Source organism: Mesorhizobium sp. WSM4820 (assembly GCF_055811075.1).
In genome coordinates this window covers 274,111-297,602 of sequence record NZ_JBVVQN010000006.1, presented here as the reverse complement: position 1 = coordinate 297,602, position 23,492 = coordinate 274,111, and the positions used below count along the sequence as shown (strand labels likewise).

Sequence of the window (23,492 nt, the reverse complement as noted above, 5' to 3'; positions counted from 1 at the left end):
CGTCCACCCCAGCCGCTGCGCAGTAACGGATTCTTCTTTGCTTTTGCCGCACAATGGCCGCGACGAGGCAGGCGAAGTCCAGAGCATGGCCGAAAAGAAAAATCGCGACGGAGAGTTCTGGGAGCTGGCGCTCGAACGCGCGCATCTTGGCGTCTGGGATTGGGATCTCAGGAGCGGCGACTGTTTCTACTCGGCGATGTGGTTGCAGATGCTCGGCTATGGCGAGGGTGAGCTTGCCGAGACGAGCGATCTCTGGTTGCAGCTGACGCATCCCGACGATCGCGAGCGGGCGGTGGCCAGCGGCGAACGCCACATTGCCGGCCTGATCGATTCGATCGAGACCGAGCTCAGGCTGAAGCACAAATCCGGTCACTGGGTATGGGTTCTCGATCGCGGCGGAGTGGTCGAACGCGACGCCGAAGGCCGGCCGGTCAGACTGATGGGCGTCCAGACCGACATCACCAAGCAGAAGCAGGCGGAAGCAGAGCTTGAACAGGTCAACGTCCGCTTTCGCCTGGCATTGGCGGCCAGCGGCACCGGCATCTGGCATCACGATATCGGTGCACGCAAAAGCTACTGGGACCAGCGCACGCGGGACATCTACGGGCTTGTCGCCGACACCGACGAAGTGTCGCAAGACCTCTGGCACAGCTATCTGCATCCGGACGACCGGGCCGACGCCGAGCGGGCCCATTTGGCGCCGCTGCAAACCCAAAAGGTCGTCGCCGTGCAGTACCGCATCATCAAGCGGGACGGCGAAATCCGACATCTCGAATCGCTGATACGGTTCGCCGACGCCCAGTCGTCGGGCCAGATCCTGGGCACGGTGCGCGACATCACCGAGGCGAAGCAACGCGAGCAGGAACTTGCCCATGCGGCCCGCCATGACGCGCTGACCGGCCTTTTGAACCGCGCCGCTTTCGACCGGCTGCTGGCCGAGCACATCGCAACGGCGCGCCGGCTCGCGGTGTTCTACGTGGATCTCGACTACTTCAAGGCACTGAACGACTTCGCCGGCCACGCCGCCGGCGACCTTGCCCTGAAGAGCGTCGCCGAGCGCATTCTGGGCTGTCTGCCGCCGTCGGTGCACGCCGCGCGCCTCGGCGGCGACGAGTTCGCGCTGCTGGTGCCTGATTGCGACGCAGCGCAAGCCGAGCGTCTCGCCGGCGCCGTACTCGCGGCGGTTCGCGATGCCGACCTCGGCTCGACGGCGGCGTCGCGCAAGCTTGCGGCCAGCATCGCATCGCCTTTGTCGCCGATGCGAATACCGCAGTGGCCGACGCGCTCGCCTGCGCCGACGACGCCTGCTATGCGGCCAAGGCCGCCGGGCGCAATCGCTTCGCGGTGTTCTCGCCCGAGACGACATCCGGTTCCAGCGGCCTCAATGCGGCGCGGCTGGCCGCCGACACCGTCGACGCCATGGCGGACGGAAGGCTGAAACTGTTCGGCCAGGAAATCCACCAGCTCGGAAAACCCTGGCAAGAAAGCCGCCATGTCGAGGTCCTGGCGCGGCTCGCCGGGCGCAACGGCCGGCTGATCCCGCCGGGCGAGTTCATCCCGGCGGCGGAGCGGTTCGGCGTCGCCTCGCGGCTCGACCGCTGGATCATCAGGACGGCGCTGTCGCTTCATGGTCCGGCGCTGAAGTCAGGGGCGCTCACGCTCAGCTCCAACCTGTCGGCGCAGACGCTGAGCGACCCGCAGCTTTGGGATTTCGTCGACGCCATCATCGCCGAGACCGGGGCGCCGCATTCCGGCATCGGCTTCGAGATCACCGAAACCGCCGCAGTCACCAATTTCGCAGCTGCCGAGCAGTTCGTCGGCAAGGCGCGCGAGCGGCGCTGCCGCGTCAGCCTCGACGATTTCGGGGCGGGCATGAGCTCGTTCGAATATCTCCGGCGCTTTCCCGTCGACACGATCAAGATCGACGGCTCGTTCATCGAGCATATTGCCGATAGCCGCTTTGACCGCGAAATCGTCTCGGCGATATCGGGCATCGCCAGGAGCCTCGGCTGCTCCGTGGTGGCGGAGAAGATCGAAACGCAGGATGCGCTCGACATTCTCGCGGATATGGGCATTGACTTCGGCCAGGGATTTCTGCTGCACCGGCCGGAACCGCTGCAAGCGATCGTGGCGCGGGCGTGCGCGACCCGGGCGAGCGCGACGCAAGCGGGCGTGACACAAGCGGGCGTAACACGGGCGAGCAAGACACGGGCGAGCGCGCCGGCACCAGCCGGACGGCGAGCCTAGCCCGGATCTCTCCGGGCTGGCCGGGCGAAAAGTCCGCAAAACCGGTCCGGCGCCGTGATGCGCGACTGGTCAGGACTTTCCTGGCGGGCGATAACGGACCGACTTTGCCTTGCCAAGCGCTTGCATCGTCTCTTCGACGCTCAGGAGAACGGTGGTCTCGTACGAGCTGAGCGCTCCTCCCGCACCAATGGCAAGCATGACAGATGCCATTGAAACGTTGTCGGGCGCCTCCCACAGGTTCCAGCCATCGTGCTCTCCGAAGCCGTACCAGAACCCGTGCAGCTTTCCGCCCACCGATTCGATGTAGGTGCGGGCTGCCTCGCGTCTATCCTCGGGGTTTTCGATCAGGCGCGCCCAGGTCTCGGGCGTATAGCTGAATCGTGAGAGATACATGGGCATGGTTCGCCTCCAGGGCCGCCGATCCCCCAGCGGCTCGGCGTCGAGGGGATCGAGGGGGGGCTGGCGCCGAGCCTGACCGGCTTGGTTGGTTCACCGGCTGACAAAATATGCGCTCAGGCTAATTTAATCGCAACACCTATCCTGCAGGCCGCCGCCGATGCGGATCAGGCGTTGCGGCTCGCCATATGCGCGTCGAGCTTCTTTCTCGAAGGCCCGTACCGCTTGATGATGGTCGCGGCCTCGCTCGGCGGTATGCCGTATTTTTTCGCAAACGCCGCTACGTCGTAAGGCTCCTCGCCGGCGGCCGGTTTGCGGTCCTGCTTGCTCCTGGATTTGTCGTCGGCCATGTCGTCCTCCGTCATATCTGATGGTTATAGGGTTGCTTGATCCGCCCGACCATCCTTGCCAGTTTGGGAAAGGAAGGCACGCCGATCTCGCGTCGTCGGCGCATTGCAGCCGCCTGATTGGACCAAGACCGATCGGTTGCCCCGACCGGTGAGCTGCTGGTTCCCGCTCATGGGCTCGAACCACGATTCACGCCTTCAAAGGGCGCTGTCCTACCATTAGACGAAGCGGGAAAGTGACGCTGTCTAGCACTTTCTCATCCGCGCATGAAGCCGCTTCATGCCATCATCGGCTTGAGCATGAGCTTTCAGCGGGGCCTTGTAGGATGGGAGCAATCGCCGTGACCAGAACCGACCTCTGTGACATCTACCGAGACTACATTGCCTGCCTGAACAAGCAGGACTGGCCGAAGCTGGGGCAGTTCGTTGATGATGAAGTGGTCCACAACGGTCGGCGGCTCGGTCTATCAGACTATCGCAAAATGCTGGAGAGAGACTTTGCTGAAATTCCGGACCTTTATTTCAACGTCCAGATGCTGATTTCCGATCCGCCCTATATAGCGAGCCGGCTCGGGTTCGACTGCACGCCGAAAGAAAGCTTCCTCGGCCTCCCTGTAAATGGGAAGAGAGTTTCCTTTGCTGAGAATGTTATCTATGAATTTGGGGACAAAAAGATTGTAGAAGTATGGTCTGTCATAGACAAGGCTGCCATCGAAGCTCAGCTTTAGCGCAGGAATGCTCGGCCGTCGTTCCACGTTCCGATATGAACCACGGTATGAACAATGGCAGCTGCCTGTCCACCGCCTGTCAAGGACCCGGCCTTGACGCCTGAACACGCTGCCCCAGATTACGCGGCGGAGTTTTTAGAAATGCGATACGACTGGCAGGGGCGCAAATTCCTGGAACGGCATTTCGGCATTGTTATCGCAATTGGCCTGGCTGCAGGGCTGTCCGTGCTGGTCGCGCTGGGCTACACGCCTTAGAGACTGTTTGGAAACTCTACTCTGGCGGCCATCTGATGGCGTTTTCTGCGCTTACCTACAGCGCCGCGCGTCCTTTGGACGCGCAAAAGGACGCTGTAGCACTTTTGGTTTGCGCATGATCCTTTCCGAAAATCTTCCGATTTTCGGGGTCATGCGCGGGCTCACGGACCAAAACGTCCGCTGCGCGCCGGTTCTCGAAACCACCACCATATGACTCGCCAGAGCGAATTTCGAAACAGTCTCTTAAGCCTCGGATTTAGCGCTCTGCTGGGCATGCCCCACGGCATTGGCGAAAGAAATGTCATCCTTGATCTCGCGCATCGCCATCGAGGTGATCGTGCGGCGCACGCCGGGCAGGCGACTGAGCTCGACGCGCAGCATCCTGTCCAGCGCCATCATGTCGACGGTCACGATCTGCAGGAGATAGTCGGCCTCGCCTGTGGTGGCGTGGCAGCGCCGGATCAGCGGATGCGCCTGGACGGCGGCCTCGAAGGCTTCGGACAGTTCGAAATCGATCGACACCTGGATGAAGGCTTCGATGCCGAAGCCGAGCTTGGCCGGGTCGACCCGCGTCGAGTAGCCGCGGATGATGCCGGCGTCCTCCAGCGCCTTGACCCGCTTCCAGCACGGCGTCTTGCTTAAGCCGACCTCGTCGGCAAGCACTGCGAAGGAGGTGCGCGCATCGCGTTCCAGCGCCGCGACGATCTTCCGGTCGACGGCATCCAGCATCACACGTTCTCCAAACCTTCGCGATGGACGAACATTCGTCCTCCATTTTCTGGCATTTGGATAACACAAAGGAACAATGTTCAAGTGAAAAGCGACTAAACTGCGGGCTCGGACCGAACAAACGCCTGAGGGCCGGGCAAAGGAGCAGCTGCCATGCACAAGCCGGATTATCACGCCCGTATCGAAGCGCCCGAGATGCGCGACTATGGCGTCTATCTCAGCTGCGACAAGCTACTCGCCTGCCAGAAGCCGCTGGCCGAGATGGTAAATGCCGACGAGCTGCAGTTCCAGATCGTCCACCAGGTCGAGGAGCTGTGGATGAAGCTCATCGCCTACACGCTGGTCGATGTCGTCGACTTCCTCGAGCAGCAGAACACCCATCGCATCGTCACGCTGATGGGGCGGGTGCATCGGCTGATGCGCCTGATGACGGCGCAGCTCGACCTGCTCGAAACCATGTCGCCCAAGGAATACCAGGAGATTCGGCTGCAGCTCGGCAATGGCAGCGGCCAGGAATCGCCGGGCTTCAAGCTCTTGCTGCGCACGCCGCCGGACCTGTGGCGGGCGTTCAAGGCGTCCTATCTCGATGGTCGCGGGCTCTCGCTCGAGGATGTCTACGATGTCAGCTATGACCACGGCGACAGCTATGTCGTCGCCGAGGCGCTGATCGAATTCGACGAGCTGTTCCAGAAATTCCGCGCCAATCATCTTTATCTCATCCACCGCTCGATCGGGCTCGGCTCGAAATCGCTCAAGGGCCGGCCAGTCGAACTGCTGCAGGCCGGCGCCCTGCATCGCTTCTTCCCGGAACTGTGGGACATACGCTGCGACATGACCGACCGCTGGAGCGGCCAGTATGGGACTGTGCGGGCACCGATCAGCCACCCGGAGGCGAAGGCAGGGTAAGGCCCGCGATCCCTTCTCCCCTTGTGGGAGAAGGTGGATCGGCGCGCAGCGCCGAGCCGGACGAGGGGTGTTGGACGGAATGCGGCGATGCCAAGCTGGAGCACCCCTCATCCGACCGAGCTTCGCTCGGCCACCTTCTCCCACAAGGGGAGAAGGGGAAGCGCCGCATGTCGGGTTTGCGGCTGGTGTAACGTCCTTGGGACGAAATCGGTCGCAACCCTGGAGGACGGCATGTCATCGGAAACCACCCAATCACCGGCTCAACCGCCGTGGCAGACCGCGGCAATCCTGACTGGCCGCCTGATCTTCGCAGCCGTGTTCCTCATGGCGGTGACCTTCAAATTCATCGACATGGGCGCCACCGCGGGCTACATCGCCGCCGCCGGATTTCCGTTCCCGCTGTTTCTGGCTTGGTGCGCGGCCGTGCTCGAAGTCGTCCTCGTCCTGTGCTTCCTGACCGGCGCCTTCTTCTCGCAGGCCGCTCTTGTCGCCGGCGCCTATGTGCTGTTCCTCGCCTTTGCCTTCCACGGGCCGTCGCACTGGGCCGGCAACCAGGCCGAGTTCGGCTTTTTCGTCGATCATTTTACTTTCCTGGCCGGGCTGCTGTTTGCCGCCGTGCATGGGCCGGGCCGTGTGCTGACCTGGAAGTCTGCATCGGCCAGCTGATCGTAGCTCGGCTGGCAAGCGGCGTTCCGATACGGCGAGGCGATCGCGACGTCACATCTGGTCGTTGTAGGGTTCCTTCATCTGGCCGACCATGCGCGCCAGTTTGGAGAAGGACGGCATGTCCGCCTCCGGCTGGCACTGGTTCGCCAGCTCCAGCAGCCGGATCGGGAAGTTGACGGCATCGCGGCTCGACGCCGACATGCCTTCGGAGCGCTCCTCGCTGGTCTCGCTGGCTTCGGCCTTGCGCAAGGCGATGTCTATCTCCTCGACCGTCAGTACGCCCTTGCGGACAAGGACCTGATTGATCGATGCGACGGCCATCAGCAGGCCCTCGAGTTGCAGATTGGCGACATTCATGGCTTTGCTCCCATTGGCAAATTGCAAACGCGCGAACACCGGTTCCGATCCCTGCACCATAGCGCGGCGGGCGGCCGAATTTTAGGCCGGCCCGCGAGATTTCGCTTGCTTTGTGACGGCAGCTATGCTAGGAATAAAGTCATGGTGCTGATTTGCGCCAACGACCCGCCCGCCGAGGCGGGTTTTTTTAATTCAAGCCTTCCCACAAGTTCGTGCCTGTGTTGCCGATATCGATGTCGGCGGGACAGCGCCCCCCTCTGTCCTGCCATCTCTTTGCCAAAATTTGGCATCTCCCCCACTTGGGGGGAGATCGGATGTCACCCCGGCTTTCGCCAATCACCAGCATCGAGGTAGGGCATGGCCGAGAATCCTTTTCGACGACGAACCGGCTGATGTGACCGAACCCAGGCCTTCCGGCCGGCCGAAGCGAGCGAAAAAAACGCTGGCCGATGGCTTTCTGGACGCCATCCGCGCCGATTTCCGGGCACATGGCGCCGGCGTCATCGCCGAGGTTCGTACCGAAAAGCCCGATCAATATCTGAAGATCGTGCTGTCGGTGCTGCCCAAGGATCTGCATCTCAACATCAACAGTCTGGAAGCACTGAGCGATGACGAAATCAGGCAGCGCATCCGCGGCCTCGAAGCCGTCCTGCGGCCGTTTCTCGAAAAGTCCGGCGTCGCAGGACCGGGCCTCGCAAAGCCGGGCCGCGACGGCGAAGACCGAGTATCTGAGCCTGCTCAGGGAATTGGACCGGAGGCGGCGCACTAACCAGCTTGCCGCCTACCGACCTTACCCGCGACAGGCCGAGTTCCATTCGGCCGGTGCTGCCAACCGAGAACGCCTGTTCATGGCCGGCAACCAGCTCGGCAAGACAAGGGCCGGCGGCGCCGAATGGGCGATGCATCTCACCGGCCGCTATCCCGAGTGGTGGCAAGGCAAGGTTTTTGACACGGCCGTGCGGCTGTGGGCGGCCGGTGTCACCGCCGAGGGCACGCGCGACAACCCGCAGCGCATCTTGGTCGGCCCGCCGCAGCAGCCGGCGGCGTGGGGCACCGGCATGATCCCGGCCGACGCCATTGTCAGCACCATCATGGGGCGCGGCGCGCCGCATGGGCTGGACAGCGTCGTCGTGCGCCATGGCGGCGGCGGCGATGTGCAGGCCGATGAATCGGTGCTGTCGTTCAAGAGTTTTGAGAAGGGCCGCGAAAAGTGGCAGGGCGAAACGCTGCACGGCGTCTGGTTCGACGAGGAACCGCCGCTCGACATCTATTCCGAAGGCCTGACCCGCACCAACGCCACAGGCGGCATCACCATCGTCACTTTTACGCCGCTCCTCGGCATGTCGGATGTGGTGCTGTTGTTTCTGTCGGCGGAAGCGGTGGAGGGGATGCCGAAAGCCAGCGGACGAAGTCGAATCAAGGGTATCTGCTGCCCGCAAGCTGCCTGGCGCGGGCCTTAGGATCGGTTGCTATCCGGGTAAGTGGTTGACACCATATCCTTTCATCACCTGTAATCTGATTATACCAGACATTGCATACTTTGTCTGGTGTGTCCGGGGTGCAAACTTCGTGTTTGAATCCCCTGCGCATGTAGACCCCGCAGGTCTGCTTACTCGTGTCGTACGGGACGTTCGATTGGCATGCTGATGTACTGGCGGCAATGGCCACGACGATTACTATGCGGATCATGTATCTCCCCCAAGCTGCCAGCAGCTTTGCACCGATGGACAGTATTATCAATGGCAATCACTCGCCGCGGCAAGTAAATTACGGCACTCTAATATGTCTCGCCACGTCACCTTCATGACCATCGACGATGCCGAGCATTACACGCCGCAGCAGCGCGCCGCGATCGTATCGGCCTATCCGGCGCATGAGCGCGAGGCGCGGGCGATGGGCATTCCGGTGCTGGGTTCCGGCCGCATCTTTCCGGTGGCGGAGGAGCTGATCGCCTGCGAGCCGTTCCGGCTGCCGCGCTACTGGCCGCGGCTCGGGGCGCTGGATTTCGGCTGGGATCACCGTTCCGCTGCTGTCGAACTCGCCTGGGATACGGAGGCCGACGTCGTCTATGTCGCAAAAGCCTGCCGCGCCTCGCAGCAAACGCCGGCCATGCAGGCGCTGACCCTAAAACCGTGGGGCGAATGGCTGCCCTGGCGTGGCCGCGCGACGGCCGCCGCGAGACGCTGGAAGGTGCGGGCGTGGCACTTGCCCGGCAATATGGCGCGCATGGGCTGAACATGCTTTCCAGCCATGCGCAATTCGCCGACGGTTCGGTGTCGGTCGAGGCCGGGCTGATGGAGATGCTCGACCGCATGCAGAGCGGCCGCTTCAAGGTGTTCTCGACGCTTCTGCCCTGGTTCGAGGAGTTTCGGCTCTACCACCGCAAAGACGGCCAAGTGGTGAAGCTGCGCGACGATCTGATGGCGGCGACACGCTATGGCGTGATGATGCTGAGGGAAGCGGTGGTCGACCCGGCCGAGTTCAAGACGGCACGGCGAAAGGCAGGGCAGAGCGATCCGCTGGAGGCGTTCCGGTGAGGGGACCCCGCCGATGACCGTTCGCATCGTCAGCGCTACGCTGCGCGACCTCTCCTACATCGCCGCCAACCTGCGGCTTGAGGACCGGACGGAGATCGACTGCCAGTTCGACGAATGGTCGCCGGCGCTGCTGACGCTGACGGCGCTGCAGGGGTTTGCCTATGTCGCCGAGCTGAACGGCAATCCGGAGGCCGGCTTTGGCGCCGCCGAGCAGCGCGGCGGGTTGTGGATCGCCTGGAGCTGGGGCACGCGCCGCATGAAGCGCTGTGTGCCTGGCATTACGGCGTTCTTTCACGCCGTGCTCGGTCCGCAGGTTGCCGCGCACGGCGCCTTCCGCGTCGAGGCGCGGGCGCTGGCCAGCAATGAATTGGCGCTGCGCTGGCTGGCCCGCTTGGGCGCAACGCAGCGCTGCCGCCTGCCGGGTTACGGCAAGAACGGCGAGGATTTTTTGCTCTACGACTGGACGAGGTCGTCTGACTTTGGGTCGTCTGACTTTGGAGAAAGCTGGAACCATGTGCGTTTTTCAAAAGCCGCCGGCGCTGAAGCCGCTGCCACCGACACCGACCATTGCCGACAAGGACGTGCAGGCGCGCGAAACAGCGCTCCGGGCTGAGCTCGAGCAGCGCCAGGGCACCGCCGGCACGGTCAAGACCGATCTGTCGCCGAGCGAACTCACCAGCCAGCGCCGCGTGCTGCTGGGCGTGTGACGTGGCGACAAGGGGTGCGCCTGGCAGCACCAACGTCGAACTCTGCGCGCTCTCACCCCGGCTTGCGCGCGAAGGCCCAGACCATCAGCGGATATTCCTCGTCGTTGCTGAGGTCGCGCCATAGGCCGTAGGCGCGCACCGGCCCGCCGATATGGGCTTTTGCGCAGGCTTTGTTGCCCCAGCTGAACACTTCAATGTTTGCCTGGGGGAAGCCGCCCTCGACCAGGACCTGCCTCAGGCCGGCGGCGGTCCAGCGGTTGTAGTCGTGCGGCCTGGCATGCACCCTGAACAGGAACGGCGTCGCCACCATCGCCCAGCCGCCCGGCCGGGTCATGGCGTGGATATTCTGTGCCGCGGCAAACGGGCGCTGCACATGCTCCAGCACCTGGTCGGCGATGACGACGGAATATTGCCGGTCGGTGCGGTCCTTGCAGATGTCGAATTCGGGAAAATCGACCGATGTATAGTTGGAGCAAATCGTCTTCCAGTGGCGGTTCCAGCCGGGCGAGATCTCGATCACGTCAGAGGATTTGCGGCCGTCGGCCTCAAGAAACGCGGTGAACGCCTCGATCTGCCTGATGCGCAGCCAGTTGCGGGAATCATAGCCGATCAGCCGCTTTGCAACCTGCTTGCTTCGCCGCTTCAGGGCGCCGGGTAGGCTTTCCGTCATTATCAAATCGATCTCCTTGAGTCGCCGCCCCGCGCCCCTTGAACATCGCAAAAGCGAACAAAATTCGACCTGGTCTTGGCAATATCTGGGCTTCGAACAAGCTGATACAACAGAACAAGGAAATGCCATGGCGAGCGATTCCCGTGCCCACGATATCCTGTCGCGACAGGCGGAACTGGAGAGCGAGCATGAGGCTGTCTGGGAGGCGGTGTCGGAATTCTGCGACCCCGACGCGCCCGATGTCTGGAGTGGGCGCCGGGGCGCGGAACCGCAGGCCGAGCGGCAGCAGCGGCGCGGCGCCCGTGTCTACGCCAACACCATCAACTCGGCCGCCAACCGGCTGGTCGCCGGGCTGGAAAGCCTGATCATCCCGCAGTCGGAGAAATGGCACGGGCTGTCGACCGCCGCCGTGAACGACCAGGAGAGCGACGAGGAGAAGGAATGGGCGGAGGCGCTTCGCGATTTCCTGTTTGCGCTGCGCTATTCGGCCAATTCGAATTTCGTGCCGGCGACGCAGGCCTGCCTGCGCAACGTCGTGCGCTATGGCCCGGCCTATCTCTACGCCGAGGAGGGCTTTGGCGGCACGCTGATCCGCTATGCCTCGATCCCGGTGGTCGAGGGCTATCTCTGCCGCAACGCTGGGGCCAGGTCGACATTTTCCACCGCCGCTATGAGCGCACGGCACGGCAGGCGGCGCAGCTGCTCGGCTATGACAAGCTGCCGGCGCGGATCAAAATGCTGGTCGACGACCCGGCCAGATGCGAGACCAAGATCTCGCTGATCCAGTGCATCCAGCCGCGCGACGAGCGCAAGATGTACCGGCTCTCCGGCACCTACCAGTATCTCGACACGGCATTCGCCTCCTACCACGTCGTCGAGGACGAGGAGGTCATCGTCAGGGAGAGCGGTTTCCGCTCCTTCCCGGTGTCCTGCGTCAACTGGCGCCGCCATGAGGGCGACCCCTATGGCATCTCGCCGACCATCGAGGCGCTGACCACGGTGCGCGAGGAAAATGCCGTGCGCCGCTCGGGCCTCAGGGCGCTGCAGCAGATCACCGATCCGGCGACCGCGTCGAAAGCGCGGCTCGACTATGTGCCGGTGCTCAATCCCGGCGAGAACTACACCGGCCTGATCGACGACAATGGCCGGCCGCCGATTGCGCCGATCGCTGTGGGCCAGAACCCGACCCATGCATTCGACTACGCGGAAAGTCGGGCCGAGGAGATCCGCGACATGATGTTCGTCAACCTGTTCCAGACGCTGGTGCAGAACCCGCAGATGACGGCCACCGAAGCCTTGATCCGGCAGGAGGAGAAGGGCGCGCTGCTCGGGCCGTCCGGCTCGATCATCCAGGCCGGCTTTGCCGCCAATCTCGACCGCGAGCTCGGTATCCTCGAGGACAAGGGATTGTATGAGGAAGACAGCCGCTTCCTGCCGCCGGCGAGCCTCGCCGGCAAGGCGGTGCGGCCGACCTTCACCGGGCCGCTCGACGTGCTGCGCCGCTCGGCCGAGGCGCGCGACACCATCCAGGTGGTGACCACGGCCATGCAGATGGCGCAGTTCGACCCCGGCGTCATGGACAATATCGACGGTGACGAGGCGCTGAAGATCGTGCAGAGCGCCGGCCGCAGCCCGGAGCGCATCTTTCGCCGCCAGGACGAGGTGGCTGATATTCGCGATGCCCGAGCCAGGGCAAAACAAGCGCAGGCCGGCATGGCGGCGATCGCCGCCGCCGGCAAGGTTGCCAGGGATGCCGTGCCGGCGGCGGTCCAGGCGCGCGACAGCCTGCTCGACAGTCTCAGCGGGCTGATGCCGCAGGACGGCGAGGGCGGCGCATGAGCGGCAAACGCTTCGCCCATTCGCGCCAGGCCGGCGGCCCGGCCAGGGCGCAGGATGCGCTGACGGCGAGATGGTGCTGGCCGACCTGACGGCGGCGACCGGCTATTACCGCCGCCCGTCCTATGGCGAGTGGCTGGCCAAGACCAGAACGCCGAACGGCTTCGAGCTGCACAGCGCGCTGAGCAACGCGCGCGCCGAAGTGGTGCAGCACATCATGGGGTTTTTGACACTCGACGAAGCGCAACTGGCGGCGCTGGAGAAGGCGGCGCGGCTGGAGGGGAGGTAGGGGTAAATGGCGCATGAAGCCGGCGAAGGCCTCGGCGAACCCCGTATGGACAAGCTTGCGAAACAGCGCCGAGAAGGTGTCGTGCGACGGGATGCCATGCGCCAGAGTGAGCACATTTCGCAGCATCGCTTCCTTTTCCTGCCCAAAGCGCCAGATGTCGGAACAAGTCTTGGCGCCGCACAGCATCGCGGCGAAGGCAATGAACAGTATTTCGCAAAATTCGTGTCGAGCGTTCTGGTCGCGCGGATCGAGATGACCGAACACAGCCTGGATCGTTTCCATCGAGAACTCCACAATAACGGAGTCCTTGTCGCGGAGAGGGGATAGGCAAATGGCACAGGCAATTCAGCACAACGGTGAGACGGTAGCCAAACTCCGGGAAGGCGAGGAGTGGGTCGTTGTCGGCACCAAGATCGAGCGGAATGGGCTACCTCACGTCGACACTGTACATGTCGGACGAGCTGCATCCGAATGCAGCCGGCAGCCTGCCACCTATGACGCCGAATGCCTGCGTCAAATGGTGCGTCGGGGTATCTTCGATGCCTAGACTGAAATGGTGGCGTGTGGCAGATGTTCGCAAATGCGTATCTTCTCCACCATTCTCGCTGTTCGCCGCCGCTTTTCGTCTTGGATCGCCACAGGCGCCGCAAGGGAGAATGCCGTCATCGGGCCGCGCACGAAGTTCGGTGCCGGGGCGGAGATCTTCAACATTCATGGCGACAAGTCCCGGGTCTCAATCGGCGCGGACAGCCATCTGGACGGACATTTGCAGGTCTTTGCCCATGAGGGTCGGATCAATATCGATGACTGGTTCTACCTTGGTCCAGGCTCGACGATTTGGTCATCGGATCCAGTGGGGATCAAGATCGGCAAACATGTCCACGTCTCGTGGGGGGTGGCGATCCACGATACCAACTCGCATCCCATGGACCCGCAGAAGCGTTTTGCGCAGATGCAGGCCATCTTTCGCGAAGGCCATCCGCGCGTCGACCCAGGCATCCGCTCAGCACCGATCACAATCGGAGATGATGTCTGGATCGGCAACAGTGCCATGATAATGAAGGGTGTCACGATCGGCGACCGGGCGATAATTTCAGCCGGCTCAATCGTACGGTCGGACGTTCCGGCCGACGCTTTGGTGCGGCCGGACCGCGACCTGGTGAAATGAAATGATGCCTTCGCTCATCAATGAGCGTCGTCCCATCCTAGAGCGCCAACCATTCGCTTGCGCCAAGGCGCGGGCGAATGGCAACGGCTAATGGCGGCTGTCTTGCGGCTTGTTGTGAGGCTGGCTGTTCGACCACCAGACAAAATACAGCGAACCCACCTTCATGACCGGCACGCGGCGCTCGCGTTCGCGCCCCCGCAATTCGCGATAGACTTTTACCTTCAAGGTGCCGCCCGGCAGTTTGATGCGCACGGCCATCGGTTCAACTCCGCTGTGCAATTCAATGATGATGTGCGATGCAGCAATTAGAGAACTTCCCCAGCCGAAGAGTCAACCGCCGATGCGCGCGTTTGTTGGCTTGACCGGAAGGGTTCAAGCGCAGCCGCCCGAGGACGGCTTTTTTCGGGCCGTCAAGGCGCTGCCCGAGATCGGTTTGGATCGTCGTCGGGCTGGTCGTTCAACGGACGCGGCCGGTTCGACCACCAGCTGAAATACAGCGAGCCCAGCTTCAGAACCGGGATGCGGCGGGCGCGCTCACGCTCGCGCAACTCCCGATACACCTTCATCTTCAAGGTGCCGCCCGGCAACCTGATACGCACTGCCATTGCTCCCAACCCCCGTTGTGCAATGCAGCGACTTAGAGAGCTTCCGTGGCGGAAGAGTCAAGGGCTGATCGTTGATTATTTCCGCGGCTGTTTTCCGGGACCGGCTTGAGCGGGAGAATGGTGAATGGTGAATGGTGAATGGTGAATGGTAGTAGTGAGTAGAGCACCTTCTTCACTATTCACTATTCACCCACTCCCTTTGGCGGCCGTCCGGACGGACGATCCGAAATGCTGCTCGGCCACCAGACGATGAAATAGTCTCCAAGCCGCCAGACCGGGACCTGGCGCTTCTGCTCGCGGCGACGCAGCTCGTCCTTTTTCTTGATCTTCAGTGTCCCGCCCGGAAGCCTGATCCTGATTGTCACGCGCCCTCCGCACCTGTTCCCATGGGGTATGAACGGTTCATGCGAGCAGTTTATTCCGGCTAAGCGGTTTCCATGCCGATGGCAAGACGGATCGAGCTGTTCTCAACTGGTCAATGCCGTCAGTTGAAGAAATTCGCCATGCCCTGGAAGGCCAGGAATGCATAGACGATCGGCCCGGCTATCAGCCCGCAATAGAGGCACAGGATCACCGCCAGCGCGACAAGCAGCGGCTTGTCGCGGCCGACCGCGCAGAGCTCGGCCTTCACCGTCCAGCGCGCCGTTCCTTCGTCTTGCGACATCGGCAAATCCCCACAGTTTGGGGCCATTTCACACAATCGCCTGCAAACATCAACCGGGCGCCTGCAAACATCAACCGGGCGCCTGCAAACATCAACCGGGCGCCTGCAAACATCAACCGCCTGCAAACATCAACCTGGGAAAGGACAAGACCATGGACATGACGTTCAAGGGCCCCGCCAGGCGCCTCGACGATCTCGATCTGCCAAGACTCGGCGCCAGCATCGGCGTCGGCGAAGACGAGATCCACGCCTTTCTCGATGTCGAAACCAGCGGGCATGGCTTCGACGCCCACGGCCGGCCGGTCATCCTGTTCGAGCCGCATGTGTTTTACCGCAATCTGGCGGGCGCGGCTCGGGCAAAGGCGGTAGCGGCCGGCTTTGCCTATGCCAAATGGGGCGAAAAGCCGTATCCCCGCGACAGCTATCCGCGCCTGAAAGCCGCCTGCGCCATCGACGAGACGGCGGCGCTCAGATCGGCGTCATGGGGGCTCGGCCAGGTCCTCGGCGAGAATTTCAGGGCGGCCGGCTTTCTGACCGTGCAGGCCATGGTCGAAGCCATGATGGCGGACGAGGCGCTGCAGCTGGCGGCGGCGGTCAATTTCATCGCCGCCAACCGGCTCGACGGCAAATTGCGCAAGCATGACTGGGCCGGCTTCGCCAGGGGCTACAACGGCGCATCCTATGCGAAGAACGCCTACGATATCCGGCTTGCCGAGGCGTTCCGCAAATGGTCCGGGATCAGGGACACGCCGCCCCCTCCGGCGCCGGTTCCGATCCCGCAGCCGCCGCAACCGAAGGGTTTCACGCCCGTCAAGGCAGAGCCGGGCAAAACCGGAGTGCGGCGCGGGCCGTTGTCCGGACCGTTTTCCGGATCGTTGTCCGGATTATGGGCCGCAGTGCTGGCTCCGTTGGTCGCCGCAATCCTCTCCTTGTTTCGAAAGGCCCCCTCCCTGTTTCGAAAGGTAAAGCCATGAACTGGTTCAATACCAACGCCGCGCACAATCTGATCAATGTGCTGATCCTGCTGCTCACCGGCCTGGTCGGCTTCGACTGGACGCTGTTCGGCATCGACGCCGCCCTGGCGCTAAAAATCACCGGGGTGCTGGCCCTGCTCAAGATCCTGATCAACGTCGTGCGCGACGGCGTCGCCGGCCTCGTCAGAAACCAGCCTGCCGTGGAGGGCAATTGAGATGTGGGTGCTTTCGATGCTGGGCGCGCTCGCCGGCAACACGACGATCTTGGCGATTTTTGCCGCGCTCGTCGGCGGCATCGGCCTGTTTGTCGCCGGCGGTCGGGCCAACAAGGATGCGGCCAGGCGAGCGGCAGAAAAACTCGTTGCCGTCGAGGAGCGCCTCGAAATGGACCGCGAGGCGACCGATGCCGAACGCGCGGCGCGCGACCTGCCGGACGAAGCCGCACGGCGGGAGGCGATGCGATGGTCAAAGCGCTGATGCTGCTGCCCAGTCTGCTGCTGCCCGGCCTGTTGCCCAAGTGCCTGCTGTTTGGCGGCCTGCTGCTCGCCGGGTGCGCAACGCCGGTTTCGCCGGCGCGCCAGGTTTGGTGCGACCACAACCAGCCGCGCCGTGCGTCCGCCGCCGTCGTCGCCGCCATGACGCGGCCGGAGCTCGACGAAATCAATGCCTACAACGGCAAGGGCGCCAGATGGTGCGGGTGGAAGCCATGATACAGGAACTTCTCGACGCGCTCGGCATCAAGGCGCCGGTGGTGGTCGCCGGCCTTTCCGGCGGGATTTTGCGAGCCCTGTCGCGCCACCGCTACAAGGTTCGCGAGATGGTGGCGTCGCCGATCTGCGGCGCGCTGGCGGCGGCCTACCTGACCTTGCCGGCGGTGCATTATTTCCGCGCCACAGGCCTGGCGATTCCAGCCAACGACGACACCACGACGCTGGCCGCGGCGTTCCTCATCGGCGTCTCGGCGATGTGGATCTCGGACATCGTCTTCGAAGTGGTGGTCAGGCGGTTCAAGCCCGAGAAGGAGGAGTGGCCGGAGAAGGAGGAGTGGCCGGAGAAGGAGGAGTGATCGCGGCTGACTTGTTGCGCCCTCGCGCCGTTGCGCAGGGTGCGGAACCACGGCCGAAGCTGCGCGTTAGGCACGACCTTTGCCGAGGATGCAGCATGCCAGATCGCCCAATCGTCCCGACAGCCGCAGCGATCCTGATCGCCGCCACAAGCATGGCTCACGCCCGGCCGGATACGCGCGCCATGACATGCGAACAGACGCAGCTTCTGATCCAGAGCCGGCGCGCGGTGGTGCTGACCACCGGCCGCAACACCTATGACCGCTATGTCCGCCGGTTCGGCAATGAATGCGACTGGCCCGAAGTGCCTGTCGCCGCCTATGTCGGGACGCTTGACGGTCGATGCCGGGTCCATCGATGCGAGGAACCGGTGTTCGATTTCCCGGACTAGCGGCCGAAGCTGCTGATCTCCCCCCTTGAGGGGGAGATGGCCGGCAGGCATAGGGGGTCGTCTCACGTAATACGCCAACCTCCACTGCCGCAAGAGAAGAGGCCGCGCCCAGTCGAACCGACCCCCTCTGCCCTGCCGGGCATCTCCCCCTCAAGGGGGGAGATTGGCCGTCATCGGTGTATTCACCAATTACCAGCGTTGCGGGATGAGTGCCGAGGCCGAAGCTGCTGATCTCCCCCTCACGGGGGGAGATTGCTCTAGAAGCCGAAGAACTGCCAGCCGATGAGGTAGCCAAGCGCGACGACCGCCAGGGGGAACAAGGCCGGCGCCAGCCGGCTCAGGGCGGAGTTGCTTGCCGGCTCCTTTGGAGCGCTTCTTTCGGCGTTTCCGAGGTTCTTGGTCATTCCGCTATAGTAGCAATCGCTGATTAACGATTCCCCAACATGCCGCGCCGGCGCGATGGAGCCGGGCGGCTTGCTGCAGGCGGGAACCAATCGCCGCCAGCCGGCTTTGGCAAGGAGGCGATCGTTCGCGCGGAGGCGTTCGACATGAAACCTTTCGCATTCCTGCCAATCACGCTGCTCGGCGCACTGGCGTTGGCGGCGCCGGTTGCCGCCCAGGCGGATAACCAGACACAAGACCAGGCGCCTGCCGGCCACTGCCAGGCGCAGCCGCAGAACGGCGAGCAGCAGCCGCCGCCGCCCGTCAACAACGGTGACAGCAACAGCCTGACCGACACGCTTGACCCCTGCAACGGCGTGCTGCTGCCGCCGCCGACCGGCGATCAGGGCGTGGCCGCACCGCCGCCGGACCAGGGCAGGACACCGGTGCTCAAGCCCGGCGAGGTCCCGGCGCAGCCGCCGAAACCATAGATTGGGGGCATTTGCCGGTCTCGCGCCTGACGTGCCGGCGCCGGCAGGGGTTTTTTTGCCGTAGGGAGCGGAACATTAGTTATCGCTGAATGTTCTTTTCGAAGCAGTCGGTATCATCCCCCTCCGGTATCGCTGCTGATCGGGCAAAACCGATCGGCCCGCGCGCTTGGGCGACCAAGATCGCGGGCCACTGCCAGCCAACGCGGCGATCAATTAGTCGCCGCTCACGGAACAAGACGGTTTCGTCAAACGTTGGCTTTTGGGCCGAGTCGTCCCGACTGCGGACAGCAGAGCCCGCAAACCAGACAGGAGAAGACGATGAAAATCCACCTTGTTCCTGCCGCCGCCGGGCTGGCTCTGCTGGCCGGTGTCGGCGTCGCCACCGCAGACCAGGTGATTATCACGCCCGAGCAGCAGACGGTCGTCCGCCAATATGTGGAGAGGCACCCGCTGGCGTCGATCAGCCTCCTGGGCGTGGAACTCAACGTCGGTTCCACCTTGCCCGACACGGTTGAACTTCATGAGGTTCCCGACGTCGAATACAGATACGTAGTCGTCGACGATCGCACCGTGCTGGTCGATCCCGGCACCCGCAGGATCGTGCAGGTCATCGACTGACCTTCACCCGCCGCTCTCCCGGGAAGACGCGGGAAGAGCGGCGGCTCGCCGGCAGGCAGCCGGCTGTCGATCGTCTTCGTGGCGGGACGGAAGGAGCCATTTCCATGTTGCCGCATGTCGAATCACGCGATGTGGCCGCATCCGTCGACAAGCTGCTTGCCCTGCTTGCCGAACGGGGCTCTGCCCTGTTGTCGATGAAGGCGTTGATTGCAGCCGTGCGTGAGCAAACCGGAACCGAGCGCTCGGACGCGGATCTGGCGGGGCTGATCACCAAAAAGGCGGCACTCCTCGGGGTCGCGGTCCTGTCCGATTTGGGTGGACCAGACCCTGGCCGACCCGATCTGGGCCGAAGCCCCCAAGACGCCGGTCGAAAATTCAGCTAGAAGTTGTCGCTCACCGATTTGAGCCGAGGAGGCAACAGTGACTGATAACAGGCAGGAACGCATTCGCCGGCGGGCTCACGCGATCTGGGAGCAGGCCGGCCGGCCCGACGGCGCGCATCAGCAGCACTGGGACCAGGCCGCGGCCGAGATCGACGGTGGTGGGGAAAGCGGACCCAAAGCCAAGACTGCTCGGCCAAAGGCGCCGGCTCGGCCGAAGGCGCCGGCTCGGCCGAAGGAGCCGGCGGCCGGCAAGGTGACCAGTTCAAAGACTGCCCGGCCGCGCAAGGGCTAGCCGCCATCTGATGTAGTGCTCTACGGCGCCCCTCTCTGTCCTGCCCTCTTTGCCAAAACTTGGCATCTCCCCCACGAGGGGGGAGATTGGCAGCTTCGACGACGGCACTCTTCTTGCGACTTTTGTGATTGGCGAAATCAGTGATGACAGCCAATCTCCCCCCAAGTGGGGGAGATGTCCGGCAGGACAGAGGGGGGCGCCTCGCTCTGCCATCAAAGGTTTCGCACATAACGCTTCGGCCGCGGGACGAAGCACTGTCCCGCGGCCGAAGCGCTGGTCCCGAAATCGATCTCGGCTACTGGCCGCAGTGCCTGTCGTTGACGGTCGGTGAAACCGTGCCGGGAGCCTTGTGCGTGGCATCAGGCATCGCGCCCTGCGGGCTTGGCGGGCAGTTCCGATCGGCATTGGAATTCGTGCCGTCGGGGCCCGCAATGATGCTGCCGGTAATCCTGGTATCGACCGTATCCGGCTCGGCCAGGGTCGGATCGACCGGGGCCGGGTCGATGACGACGCTCCTGCCGCTGCCGGGAGCCATGCCAGCCTCTGTGTCGGCTGGGTCGGCGGTGCTCTGGGCCATCGCAGAGGTGGCCAGGCCGGCGGCGAGCACGGACGCCGCGAGTAACTTCGTAAGCATGGTTTGCCTCCATTTGTCTCCATTTTTTCGGTCGTCGCCGCATCGCGACTACAGAAAAAACCGCTCGGGGGTGGTGAAGGTTCCCATAAAATTCCAGCCTGCGACCAACCCTCGTGATCAGGAGGGGCCGTCGTGATCAGCAGGGCCCGTGGTGATCGGGAGGGGCCGTCGCGACCAGCAGGGCAATCTTGCCTGGGATTCCGGGAGGCCAAACTGCGCCGGCCGCGAGCCGTTGACATGACTTGGCCTATCGCGCTATTGAACAGGACTATACAGGTTTACTGAACAGGTATTCCATGGCGCGTCGCACGACCCTGTCGTCGTCTCCCGGAACCGGCAAGCCCGAACGGATCGCCACCGTCCTCGAGCACGAGATCCGCTCCGGCGTGCTCGGCTTCGGCGACCGCCTGCAGAGCGAGAACGAGCTTGTCCAGCGCTTCTCCGTCAGCCGCAACACCATCCGCAAGGGTCTCGAGGAATTGTCGAGCCGCGGACTGATCACCACCAAGGTCGGCATCGGCTCGTTCGTCACCTTCGACGGCATGCCGGTCGACGACGCCGTCGGCTGGTCGCGGGCGCTGGCCAATGCCGGCGCCAATGCCGAGACGCGCACGCTCAGGCTCGAAGTCATGCAGGATGCCGAGCTCGCCGCCAGGCTCGGCGTCGAAAGCCCGTTCTTCATCGCCGTCGACCGGGTGCGCTCAAACGCCGATGACGGCCACGCCATCTCGATCGAGCGCAGCCGCCTGCCGCTGTCGCCCGAACTGGAGGACGTGCCGCTGCGCGGCCTGCGCGAGGGCTCGCTGCACCAGACGCTGCGCGCGGCGGGGCTCGTCCCCGATCACGGCGAGGAGTGGGCCGATATCGAGATGCTGAGCGCTAAGGACGCGGCCATTCTCGATTGCGCGCCGGGAGCGCCGTTCCTGCGCACGCGGCGCCTGACGCGGGCCGCCGACGGCCGCGCCATCGAATATGTCACCAGCCTGCTCAATCCGGCGCATTTCGCGCTTCACCTGGAGTTCTGAGCATGGAGATGGCCGAGGCGATCGACCGGGCGATGGGTGCGCTTGTCGGCGGGGCGCTGGGCGATGCGCTCGGCATGCCGACGCAGCTTTTGTCGCCGGCCCGCATCGTCGAGCTCTACGGTCCTGTCGAGGGTTTCGTCGCGCCCGCCGCCGACCATCCGGTGTCGAAGGGCCTGGCTGCCGGCACTGTCACCGACGACACCGAACAGGCGCTGCTGCTCGGCCGCATCCTGGTTGCTTCAGGCGACGGCTTCGACCACACGCGCTGGGTCAAGGCGCTGCTCGACTGGGAGCGCGAGGTCAAGGCGCGCGGCAGCTACGATCTGCTCGGACCGTCGACCAAGCGCGCCATCGACGCCATCAATGACGGCGTGCCGGCCGAGGAGGCAGGGCGCAGCGGCGACACCAATGGCGCGGCGATGCGCATCGCGCCGGTCGGCATCATGATGCCGCTGGAGCCGCTCGACGCGCTGGTCGCCAAGGTTGCGGAAACCTGCCGGGCGACGCACAACACCTCGATCGCCATTGCCGCGGCGGCTGCCGTTGCCGCTGCCGTCAGCTGTGGCGTTGCCGGCGGCGATTGGCGCGCCGCCTCGGATCGCGCGGTCGTGGCGGCAAGGCAGGGCGCAGAACGCGGTCATTGGACGACCGGCGGCGATATCGCCGCGCGCATCGACTGGGCGAGGGGCCTGGTTCGCGGCAAGGCCGTCACCGACGGCATCCGGCTGATCGTCGACCTGGTCGGCACCGGCGTCGCCAGCCAGGAATCGGTTCCGGCGGCCTTCGCGGTGCTGGAAATCGCCGGCGGCGATCCCTGGCAGGCGGCCGTCATCAGCGCCAATCTCGGCGGCGACACCGACACGATCGGCGCCATCGCGGCCGGCATGGCAGGCGCCTGCGCCGGCTTTCGCCGATTGCCAAGGGATTACATCGCCCGGCTCAAGGGCCTCGACATCGCGCAGGTGCGCGCGCTCGCCGCCGACCTGGTCGCGGCGCGGATGGCGAAAAGTGGTTCAGGCAAGGACGCGGCGGCATGAGCGGAGCTCAGCCCGACATGAGCGGAGCTCAGCCTGGCATGAGCGGAGCTCAGCCTGACATGAGCGGAGCTCAGCCTGACATGAGCGGGCGTCTTGTCCATGTCGGCAGCGCGGTGGTCGACCATGTCTACCACATCGACGCCCTGCCTGAGCCCGGCACCGAAAAGACCGCATCGAGCTTTGCCCAGGTCGCCGGCGGCGGCTTCAACATGATGGTCGCGGCCAGCCGCACCGGCATGAAGGTCGTCTTCGGCGGCCAGCTCGGCAGTGGACCGAATGGCGACTTCCTGCGCACCGCTTTTGCCGCCGAGGGCATCGCAACGCTGACCCCGCCATCGCCTGACATGGACAGCGGCAATTGCGTCGCCATGATCAGCGGTGACGCTGAGCGCACCTTCGTGTCATGGCCTGGCGCCGAGAGTGTGCTCAGCCTCGGCATGATGGCGCCTGTCTGCGTTGCGCCTGATGATTGGGTGTTCGCCTCCGGCTATACGCTGAGCTATCCCGGCAGCCGCGACGCGCTGGCCGACTGGATCGAGGCGCTGCCGGCGGAGATCCCCCTGGTCTTCGATCCGACGCCGGTCGTCTCGGACATTCCGCGCGCCATTCTCGACCGGGTGCTGGCCCGCACGAACTGGTTGAGCTGCAACACAACGGAAGCGGCCGAGATCGCCGGCCGCGGCGATGTCGAGGCCGTTGCCGCCCGGCTGCTGGCCAGTCACTGCCCGAACGCCGAGGCGGTCGTCATCCGCGCCGGAGCAAAAGGCTGCTTCGTGCGGTTGGCTGACGGCACCGCGCGGACCATGCCCGGATTCAACGTCACCGCCGTCGATACCAACGGCGCCGGCGACACGCATATCGGCGCCTTCATCAGCGCGCTGTCACGCGGCGTGCCGCCCTTCGAAGCGGCGGGCTACGCCAATGCGGCGGCAGCGCTCTCGGTCACCCGCCATGGCGGGTCGTCGGCGCCGACCGCCCACGACATCCAGACTTTCCTCAGCCATGACGATCAATCCGTGCATGGCGGCGGGCTAGAGGCCCATTTCCGACAGCAAAAATGACTTAAACAAGCTCGCCAACCGGGCAAACAATGAG

41 protein-coding genes, 1 tRNA gene and 1 pseudogene are annotated in these 23,492 nt (G+C 64.1%); 30 read left to right on the top strand and 13 right to left on the bottom strand.

Annotated features, from left to right (window positions below; all coding sequences use genetic code 11):
* Positions 1-85 precede the first annotated feature (85 nt).
* Together AC0L2R_RS13035 and AC0L2R_RS13030 are read left to right on the top strand one after the other, a co-directional pair.
* Positions 86-1,438, top strand: coding sequence for a PAS domain-containing protein (locus AC0L2R_RS13035; RefSeq protein ID WP_473509333.1), 1,353 nt, complete (start codon positions 86-88; stop codon positions 1,436-1,438).
* On the top strand, positions 1,420-2,247 hold the full coding sequence (locus tag AC0L2R_RS13030; protein WP_473509370.1) for an EAL domain-containing protein: 828 nt from the start codon (positions 1,420-1,422) through the stop codon (positions 2,245-2,247). The genes AC0L2R_RS13035 and AC0L2R_RS13030 overlap by 19 nt, the downstream gene beginning before the upstream one ends.
* 69 nt (positions 2,248-2,316) lie before the next feature.
* On the opposite strand, the gene AC0L2R_RS13025 is transcribed toward AC0L2R_RS13030, so the two are convergent.
* The 3 genes from AC0L2R_RS13025 to AC0L2R_RS13015 form a co-directional block, all read right to left on the bottom strand.
* Positions 2,317-2,646: a GYD domain-containing protein gene (locus AC0L2R_RS13025; protein WP_027155386.1), complete on the bottom strand. Its 330-nt coding sequence runs from the start codon at positions 2,644-2,646 to the stop codon at positions 2,317-2,319.
* 164 nt (positions 2,647-2,810) lie between these two features.
* Positions 2,811-2,993 (bottom strand): DUF3606 domain-containing protein, encoded by a 183-nt coding sequence (locus AC0L2R_RS13020; protein WP_027155385.1) that lies wholly within the window; start codon positions 2,991-2,993, stop codon positions 2,811-2,813.
* A 157-nt stretch (positions 2,994-3,150) separates the two neighbouring features.
* Positions 3,151-3,224 (bottom strand) — tRNA-Gln (locus AC0L2R_RS13015).
* A gap of 107 nt (positions 3,225-3,331) precedes the next feature.
* On the opposite strand from AC0L2R_RS13015, the gene AC0L2R_RS13010 reads away from it, so the two are divergent.
* Together AC0L2R_RS13010 and AC0L2R_RS13005 are read left to right on the top strand one after the other, a co-directional pair.
* A complete protein-coding gene (locus tag AC0L2R_RS13010; protein WP_473509331.1) occupies positions 3,332-3,718 on the top strand; it encodes an ester cyclase in 387 nt (128 codons plus the stop codon).
* Between the two features lie 93 nt (positions 3,719-3,811).
* Positions 3,812-3,973: a hypothetical protein gene (locus AC0L2R_RS13005; RefSeq protein WP_287068712.1), complete on the top strand. Its 162-nt coding sequence runs from the start codon at positions 3,812-3,814 to the stop codon at positions 3,971-3,973.
* Between the two features lie 243 nt (positions 3,974-4,216).
* On the opposite strand, the gene AC0L2R_RS13000 is transcribed toward AC0L2R_RS13005, so the two are convergent.
* Positions 4,217-4,702, bottom strand: a complete 486-nt coding sequence (locus AC0L2R_RS13000; protein WP_287283691.1) for an Lrp/AsnC family transcriptional regulator — start codon at positions 4,700-4,702, stop codon at positions 4,217-4,219.
* Between the two features lie 153 nt (positions 4,703-4,855).
* Between AC0L2R_RS13000 and AC0L2R_RS12995 the strand changes: the two genes are divergently transcribed.
* Positions 4,856-5,608, top strand: coding sequence for a tryptophan 2,3-dioxygenase family protein (locus AC0L2R_RS12995; protein WP_473509329.1), 753 nt, complete (start codon positions 4,856-4,858; stop codon positions 5,606-5,608).
* A gap of 231 nt (positions 5,609-5,839) precedes the next feature.
* A complete protein-coding gene (locus AC0L2R_RS12990) occupies positions 5,840-6,274 on the top strand; it encodes a DoxX family protein (RefSeq protein ID WP_473509328.1) in 435 nt (144 codons plus the stop codon).
* Between the two features lie 51 nt (positions 6,275-6,325).
* Here AC0L2R_RS12990 and AC0L2R_RS12985 read toward each other — a convergent pair whose 3' ends face one another.
* Positions 6,326-6,631 carry a hypothetical protein gene (locus tag AC0L2R_RS12985; RefSeq protein WP_023803842.1) on the bottom strand — a complete coding sequence of 102 codons (306 nt, stop codon included), beginning with the start codon at positions 6,629-6,631 and terminating at the stop codon, positions 6,326-6,328.
* A 394-nt stretch (positions 6,632-7,025) separates the two neighbouring features.
* On the opposite strand from AC0L2R_RS12985, the gene AC0L2R_RS12980 reads away from it, so the two are divergent.
* The 6 genes from AC0L2R_RS12980 to AC0L2R_RS12955 all read left to right on the top strand — a co-directional run bounded on the left by AC0L2R_RS12980 (position 7,026) and on the right by AC0L2R_RS12955 (position 9,875).
* Complete coding sequence (locus AC0L2R_RS12980) at positions 7,026-7,400, top strand: hypothetical protein (RefSeq protein WP_473509326.1); 375 nt, start codon at positions 7,026-7,028, stop codon at positions 7,398-7,400.
* 79 nt (positions 7,401-7,479) lie between these two features.
* Positions 7,480-8,091, top strand: coding sequence for a terminase large subunit domain-containing protein (locus AC0L2R_RS12975; RefSeq protein ID WP_473509324.1), 612 nt, complete (start codon positions 7,480-7,482; stop codon positions 8,089-8,091).
* A gap of 322 nt (positions 8,092-8,413) precedes the next feature.
* Positions 8,414-8,866 (top strand): terminase large subunit domain-containing protein, encoded by a 453-nt coding sequence (locus AC0L2R_RS12970; RefSeq protein WP_473509323.1) that lies wholly within the window; start codon positions 8,414-8,416, stop codon positions 8,864-8,866.
* Positions 8,773-9,168, top strand: coding sequence for a phage terminase large subunit family protein (locus tag AC0L2R_RS12965; RefSeq protein WP_473509322.1), 396 nt, complete (start codon positions 8,773-8,775; stop codon positions 9,166-9,168). Before AC0L2R_RS12970 ends, AC0L2R_RS12965 begins: the two co-directional genes overlap by 94 nt.
* A gap of 13 nt (positions 9,169-9,181) precedes the next feature.
* Complete coding sequence (locus AC0L2R_RS12960; RefSeq protein ID WP_473509320.1) at positions 9,182-9,781, top strand: hypothetical protein; 600 nt, start codon at positions 9,182-9,184, stop codon at positions 9,779-9,781.
* Positions 9,750-9,875: a hypothetical protein gene (locus AC0L2R_RS12955; protein WP_473509319.1), complete on the top strand. Its 126-nt coding sequence runs from the start codon at positions 9,750-9,752 to the stop codon at positions 9,873-9,875. The genes AC0L2R_RS12960 and AC0L2R_RS12955 overlap by 32 nt, the downstream gene beginning before the upstream one ends.
* A 52-nt stretch (positions 9,876-9,927) precedes the next feature.
* Here AC0L2R_RS12955 and AC0L2R_RS12950 read toward each other — a convergent pair whose 3' ends face one another.
* Positions 9,928-10,545 (bottom strand): methyltransferase domain-containing protein, encoded by a 618-nt coding sequence (locus AC0L2R_RS12950; RefSeq protein ID WP_473509318.1) that lies wholly within the window; start codon positions 10,543-10,545, stop codon positions 9,928-9,930.
* A gap of 127 nt (positions 10,546-10,672) precedes the next feature.
* Between AC0L2R_RS12950 and AC0L2R_RS12945 the strand changes: the two genes are divergently transcribed.
* The 3 genes from AC0L2R_RS12945 (at position 10,673) to AC0L2R_RS12935 (ending at position 12,670) form a co-directional block, all read left to right on the top strand.
* Positions 10,673-11,326 (top strand): portal protein, encoded by a 654-nt coding sequence (locus AC0L2R_RS12945; protein ID WP_473509317.1) that lies wholly within the window; start codon positions 10,673-10,675, stop codon positions 11,324-11,326.
* Positions 11,245-12,384 carry a portal protein gene (locus AC0L2R_RS12940; RefSeq protein ID WP_473509368.1) on the top strand — a complete coding sequence of 380 codons (1,140 nt, stop codon included), beginning with the start codon at positions 11,245-11,247 and terminating at the stop codon, positions 12,382-12,384. Before AC0L2R_RS12945 ends, AC0L2R_RS12940 begins: the two co-directional genes overlap by 82 nt.
* A 70-nt stretch (positions 12,385-12,454) precedes the next feature.
* Entirely contained in the window at positions 12,455-12,670 is a 216-nt protein-coding gene (locus AC0L2R_RS12935; protein ID WP_473509315.1) for a Bbp19 family protein, read from the top strand.
* Between the two features lie 72 nt (positions 12,671-12,742).
* On the opposite strand, the pseudogene AC0L2R_RS12930 reads toward AC0L2R_RS12935, so the two are convergent.
* Positions 12,743-12,952: pseudogene (locus tag AC0L2R_RS12930) on the bottom strand (transposase family protein); the annotation flags it as partial.
* A 49-nt stretch (positions 12,953-13,001) separates the two neighbouring features.
* Between AC0L2R_RS12930 and AC0L2R_RS12925 the strand changes: the two are divergent.
* Positions 13,002-13,217 carry a hypothetical protein gene (locus AC0L2R_RS12925; protein ID WP_473509313.1) on the top strand — a complete coding sequence of 72 codons (216 nt, stop codon included), beginning with the start codon at positions 13,002-13,004 and terminating at the stop codon, positions 13,215-13,217.
* A gap of 33 nt (positions 13,218-13,250) precedes the next feature.
* Complete coding sequence (locus AC0L2R_RS12920; RefSeq protein ID WP_287208102.1) at positions 13,251-13,838, top strand: acyltransferase; 588 nt, start codon at positions 13,251-13,253, stop codon at positions 13,836-13,838.
* A gap of 87 nt (positions 13,839-13,925) precedes the next feature.
* Here the strand turns inward: AC0L2R_RS12920 and AC0L2R_RS12915 are convergent, their stop codons facing one another.
* The 4 genes from AC0L2R_RS12915 to AC0L2R_RS12900 form a co-directional block, all read right to left on the bottom strand.
* A complete protein-coding gene (locus AC0L2R_RS12915; RefSeq protein ID WP_023798595.1) occupies positions 13,926-14,096 on the bottom strand; it encodes a hypothetical protein in 171 nt (56 codons plus the stop codon).
* Between the two features lie 152 nt (positions 14,097-14,248).
* Positions 14,249-14,443, bottom strand: a complete 195-nt coding sequence (locus tag AC0L2R_RS12910; protein WP_473509311.1) for a hypothetical protein — start codon at positions 14,441-14,443, stop codon at positions 14,249-14,251.
* A gap of 182 nt (positions 14,444-14,625) precedes the next feature.
* The gene (locus AC0L2R_RS12905; protein WP_023798597.1) at positions 14,626-14,808 is read right to left on the bottom strand and encodes a hypothetical protein; all 183 of its coding nucleotides are present in this window, start codon (positions 14,806-14,808) and stop codon (positions 14,626-14,628) included.
* Positions 14,809-14,927: 119 nt separating this feature from the next.
* Positions 14,928-15,107 carry a hypothetical protein gene (locus AC0L2R_RS12900; RefSeq protein ID WP_091599061.1) on the bottom strand — a complete coding sequence of 60 codons (180 nt, stop codon included), beginning with the start codon at positions 15,105-15,107 and terminating at the stop codon, positions 14,928-14,930.
* Between the two features lie 152 nt (positions 15,108-15,259).
* On the opposite strand from AC0L2R_RS12900, the gene AC0L2R_RS12895 reads away from it, so the two are divergent.
* From AC0L2R_RS12895 to AC0L2R_RS12870, 6 genes are all read left to right on the top strand, one after another.
* Positions 15,260-16,081, top strand: coding sequence for an N-acetylmuramidase family protein (locus AC0L2R_RS12895; protein ID WP_473509309.1), 822 nt, complete (start codon positions 15,260-15,262; stop codon positions 16,079-16,081).
* Positions 16,078-16,296 carry a hypothetical protein gene (locus AC0L2R_RS12890; protein WP_023798600.1) on the top strand — a complete coding sequence of 73 codons (219 nt, stop codon included), beginning with the start codon at positions 16,078-16,080 and terminating at the stop codon, positions 16,294-16,296. Before AC0L2R_RS12895 ends, AC0L2R_RS12890 begins: the two co-directional genes overlap by 4 nt.
* 1 nt (position 16,297) lies before the next feature.
* Complete coding sequence (locus AC0L2R_RS12885; protein ID WP_091599070.1) at positions 16,298-16,558, top strand: hypothetical protein; 261 nt, start codon at positions 16,298-16,300, stop codon at positions 16,556-16,558.
* Entirely contained in the window at positions 16,543-16,791 is a 249-nt protein-coding gene (locus AC0L2R_RS12880) for a hypothetical protein (RefSeq protein ID WP_473509308.1), read from the top strand. The genes AC0L2R_RS12885 and AC0L2R_RS12880 overlap by 16 nt, the downstream gene beginning before the upstream one ends.
* Positions 16,770-17,147, top strand: a complete 378-nt coding sequence (locus AC0L2R_RS12875) for a hypothetical protein (protein WP_473509306.1) — start codon at positions 16,770-16,772, stop codon at positions 17,145-17,147. Before AC0L2R_RS12880 ends, AC0L2R_RS12875 begins: the two co-directional genes overlap by 22 nt.
* Before the next feature lie 95 nt (positions 17,148-17,242).
* Positions 17,243-17,536, top strand: coding sequence for a hypothetical protein (locus AC0L2R_RS12870; protein WP_473509304.1), 294 nt, complete (start codon positions 17,243-17,245; stop codon positions 17,534-17,536).
* A 257-nt stretch (positions 17,537-17,793) separates the two neighbouring features.
* Here AC0L2R_RS12870 and AC0L2R_RS12865 read toward each other — a convergent pair whose 3' ends face one another.
* The gene (locus tag AC0L2R_RS12865) at positions 17,794-17,940 is read right to left on the bottom strand and encodes a hypothetical protein (RefSeq protein WP_091599075.1); all 147 of its coding nucleotides are present in this window, start codon (positions 17,938-17,940) and stop codon (positions 17,794-17,796) included.
* Between the two features lie 144 nt (positions 17,941-18,084).
* On the opposite strand from AC0L2R_RS12865, the gene AC0L2R_RS12860 reads away from it, so the two are divergent.
* The 4 genes from AC0L2R_RS12860 (at position 18,085) to AC0L2R_RS12845 (ending at position 19,701) form a co-directional block, all read left to right on the top strand.
* Positions 18,085-18,408, top strand: coding sequence for a hypothetical protein (locus AC0L2R_RS12860; RefSeq protein ID WP_473509302.1), 324 nt, complete (start codon positions 18,085-18,087; stop codon positions 18,406-18,408).
* 318 nt (positions 18,409-18,726) lie between these two features.
* Positions 18,727-19,026, top strand: coding sequence for a DUF1236 domain-containing protein (locus tag AC0L2R_RS12855; RefSeq protein WP_091599078.1), 300 nt, complete (start codon positions 18,727-18,729; stop codon positions 19,024-19,026).
* Between the two features lie 104 nt (positions 19,027-19,130).
* A complete protein-coding gene (locus tag AC0L2R_RS12850; RefSeq protein WP_473509301.1) occupies positions 19,131-19,409 on the top strand; it encodes a hypothetical protein in 279 nt (92 codons plus the stop codon).
* A gap of 37 nt (positions 19,410-19,446) precedes the next feature.
* Positions 19,447-19,701: a DUF2934 domain-containing protein gene (locus AC0L2R_RS12845; RefSeq protein WP_473509299.1), complete on the top strand. Its 255-nt coding sequence runs from the start codon at positions 19,447-19,449 to the stop codon at positions 19,699-19,701.
* 295 nt (positions 19,702-19,996) lie between these two features.
* Here the strand turns inward: AC0L2R_RS12845 and AC0L2R_RS12840 are convergent, their stop codons facing one another.
* Positions 19,997-20,335 (bottom strand): hypothetical protein, encoded by a 339-nt coding sequence (locus AC0L2R_RS12840; protein WP_473509297.1) that lies wholly within the window; start codon positions 20,333-20,335, stop codon positions 19,997-19,999.
* A gap of 296 nt (positions 20,336-20,631) precedes the next feature.
* Between AC0L2R_RS12840 and AC0L2R_RS12835 the strand changes: the two genes are divergently transcribed.
* The 3 genes from AC0L2R_RS12835 (at position 20,632) to AC0L2R_RS12825 (ending at position 23,458) form a co-directional block, all read left to right on the top strand.
* Positions 20,632-21,360, top strand: coding sequence for a GntR family transcriptional regulator (locus AC0L2R_RS12835; RefSeq protein ID WP_473509295.1), 729 nt, complete (start codon positions 20,632-20,634; stop codon positions 21,358-21,360).
* A gap of 2 nt (positions 21,361-21,362) precedes the next feature.
* A complete protein-coding gene (locus AC0L2R_RS12830; protein WP_473509293.1) occupies positions 21,363-22,397 on the top strand; it encodes an ADP-ribosylglycohydrolase family protein in 1,035 nt (344 codons plus the stop codon).
* An 80-nt stretch (positions 22,398-22,477) separates the two neighbouring features.
* Positions 22,478-23,458 (top strand): PfkB family carbohydrate kinase, encoded by a 981-nt coding sequence (locus tag AC0L2R_RS12825; protein ID WP_473509291.1) that lies wholly within the window; start codon positions 22,478-22,480, stop codon positions 23,456-23,458.
* The last annotated feature ends 34 nt before the right edge of the window (positions 23,459-23,492 follow it).

Excerpts from the sequence above, each read along its gene's own strand:
- AC0L2R_RS13035 (WP_473509333.1), top strand. The coding sequence starts at position 86 with ATGGCCGAAAAGAAAAATCGCGACGGAGAGTTCTGGGAGCTGGCGCTC.
- AC0L2R_RS13030 (WP_473509370.1), top strand. The coding sequence starts at position 1,420 with ATGGCGGACGGAAGGCTGAAACTGTTCGGCCAGGAAATCCACCAGCTC.
- AC0L2R_RS13025 (WP_027155386.1), bottom strand. The coding sequence starts at position 2,646 with ATGCCCATGTATCTCTCACGATTCAGCTATACGCCCGAGACCTGGGCG.
- AC0L2R_RS13020 (WP_027155385.1), bottom strand. The coding sequence starts at position 2,993 with ATGGCCGACGACAAATCCAGGAGCAAGCAGGACCGCAAACCGGCCGCC.
- AC0L2R_RS13000 (WP_287283691.1), bottom strand. The coding sequence starts at position 4,702 with ATGCTGGATGCCGTCGACCGGAAGATCGTCGCGGCGCTGGAACGCGAT.
- AC0L2R_RS12995 (WP_473509329.1), top strand. The coding sequence starts at position 4,856 with ATGCACAAGCCGGATTATCACGCCCGTATCGAAGCGCCCGAGATGCGC.
- AC0L2R_RS12990 (WP_473509328.1), top strand. The coding sequence starts at position 5,840 with ATGTCATCGGAAACCACCCAATCACCGGCTCAACCGCCGTGGCAGACC.
- AC0L2R_RS12985 (WP_023803842.1), bottom strand. The coding sequence starts at position 6,631 with ATGAATGTCGCCAATCTGCAACTCGAGGGCCTGCTGATGGCCGTCGCA.
- AC0L2R_RS12975 (WP_473509324.1), top strand. The coding sequence starts at position 7,480 with ATGGCCGGCAACCAGCTCGGCAAGACAAGGGCCGGCGGCGCCGAATGG.
- AC0L2R_RS12970 (WP_473509323.1), top strand. The coding sequence starts at position 8,414 with ATGTCTCGCCACGTCACCTTCATGACCATCGACGATGCCGAGCATTAC.
- AC0L2R_RS12965 (WP_473509322.1), top strand. The coding sequence starts at position 8,773 with ATGGCTGCCCTGGCGTGGCCGCGCGACGGCCGCCGCGAGACGCTGGAA.
- AC0L2R_RS12960 (WP_473509320.1), top strand. The coding sequence starts at position 9,182 with ATGACCGTTCGCATCGTCAGCGCTACGCTGCGCGACCTCTCCTACATC.
- AC0L2R_RS12950 (WP_473509318.1), bottom strand. The coding sequence starts at position 10,545 with ATGACGGAAAGCCTACCCGGCGCCCTGAAGCGGCGAAGCAAGCAGGTT.
- AC0L2R_RS12945 (WP_473509317.1), top strand. The coding sequence starts at position 10,673 with ATGGCGAGCGATTCCCGTGCCCACGATATCCTGTCGCGACAGGCGGAA.
- AC0L2R_RS12935 (WP_473509315.1), top strand. The coding sequence starts at position 12,455 with ATGGTGCTGGCCGACCTGACGGCGGCGACCGGCTATTACCGCCGCCCG.
- AC0L2R_RS12925 (WP_473509313.1), top strand. The coding sequence starts at position 13,002 with ATGGCACAGGCAATTCAGCACAACGGTGAGACGGTAGCCAAACTCCGG.
- AC0L2R_RS12920 (WP_287208102.1), top strand. The coding sequence starts at position 13,251 with ATGCGTATCTTCTCCACCATTCTCGCTGTTCGCCGCCGCTTTTCGTCT.
- AC0L2R_RS12915 (WP_023798595.1), bottom strand. The coding sequence starts at position 14,096 with ATGGCCGTGCGCATCAAACTGCCGGGCGGCACCTTGAAGGTAAAAGTC.
- AC0L2R_RS12910 (WP_473509311.1), bottom strand. The coding sequence starts at position 14,443 with ATGGCAGTGCGTATCAGGTTGCCGGGCGGCACCTTGAAGATGAAGGTG.
- AC0L2R_RS12900 (WP_091599061.1), bottom strand. The coding sequence starts at position 15,107 with ATGTCGCAAGACGAAGGAACGGCGCGCTGGACGGTGAAGGCCGAGCTC.
- AC0L2R_RS12895 (WP_473509309.1), top strand. The coding sequence starts at position 15,260 with ATGGACATGACGTTCAAGGGCCCCGCCAGGCGCCTCGACGATCTCGAT.
- AC0L2R_RS12890 (WP_023798600.1), top strand. The coding sequence starts at position 16,078 with ATGAACTGGTTCAATACCAACGCCGCGCACAATCTGATCAATGTGCTG.
- AC0L2R_RS12885 (WP_091599070.1), top strand. The coding sequence starts at position 16,298 with ATGTGGGTGCTTTCGATGCTGGGCGCGCTCGCCGGCAACACGACGATC.
- AC0L2R_RS12880 (WP_473509308.1), top strand. The coding sequence starts at position 16,543 with ATGGTCAAAGCGCTGATGCTGCTGCCCAGTCTGCTGCTGCCCGGCCTG.
- AC0L2R_RS12875 (WP_473509306.1), top strand. The coding sequence starts at position 16,770 with ATGGTGCGGGTGGAAGCCATGATACAGGAACTTCTCGACGCGCTCGGC.
- AC0L2R_RS12870 (WP_473509304.1), top strand. The coding sequence starts at position 17,243 with ATGCCAGATCGCCCAATCGTCCCGACAGCCGCAGCGATCCTGATCGCC.
- AC0L2R_RS12865 (WP_091599075.1), bottom strand. The coding sequence starts at position 17,940 with ATGACCAAGAACCTCGGAAACGCCGAAAGAAGCGCTCCAAAGGAGCCG.
- AC0L2R_RS12860 (WP_473509302.1), top strand. The coding sequence starts at position 18,085 with ATGAAACCTTTCGCATTCCTGCCAATCACGCTGCTCGGCGCACTGGCG.
- AC0L2R_RS12855 (WP_091599078.1), top strand. The coding sequence starts at position 18,727 with ATGAAAATCCACCTTGTTCCTGCCGCCGCCGGGCTGGCTCTGCTGGCC.
- AC0L2R_RS12850 (WP_473509301.1), top strand. The coding sequence starts at position 19,131 with ATGTTGCCGCATGTCGAATCACGCGATGTGGCCGCATCCGTCGACAAG.
- AC0L2R_RS12840 (WP_473509297.1), bottom strand. The coding sequence starts at position 20,335 with ATGCTTACGAAGTTACTCGCGGCGTCCGTGCTCGCCGCCGGCCTGGCC.
- AC0L2R_RS12835 (WP_473509295.1), top strand. The coding sequence starts at position 20,632 with ATGGCGCGTCGCACGACCCTGTCGTCGTCTCCCGGAACCGGCAAGCCC.
- AC0L2R_RS12830 (WP_473509293.1), top strand. The coding sequence starts at position 21,363 with ATGGAGATGGCCGAGGCGATCGACCGGGCGATGGGTGCGCTTGTCGGC.
- AC0L2R_RS12825 (WP_473509291.1), top strand. The coding sequence starts at position 22,478 with ATGAGCGGGCGTCTTGTCCATGTCGGCAGCGCGGTGGTCGACCATGTC.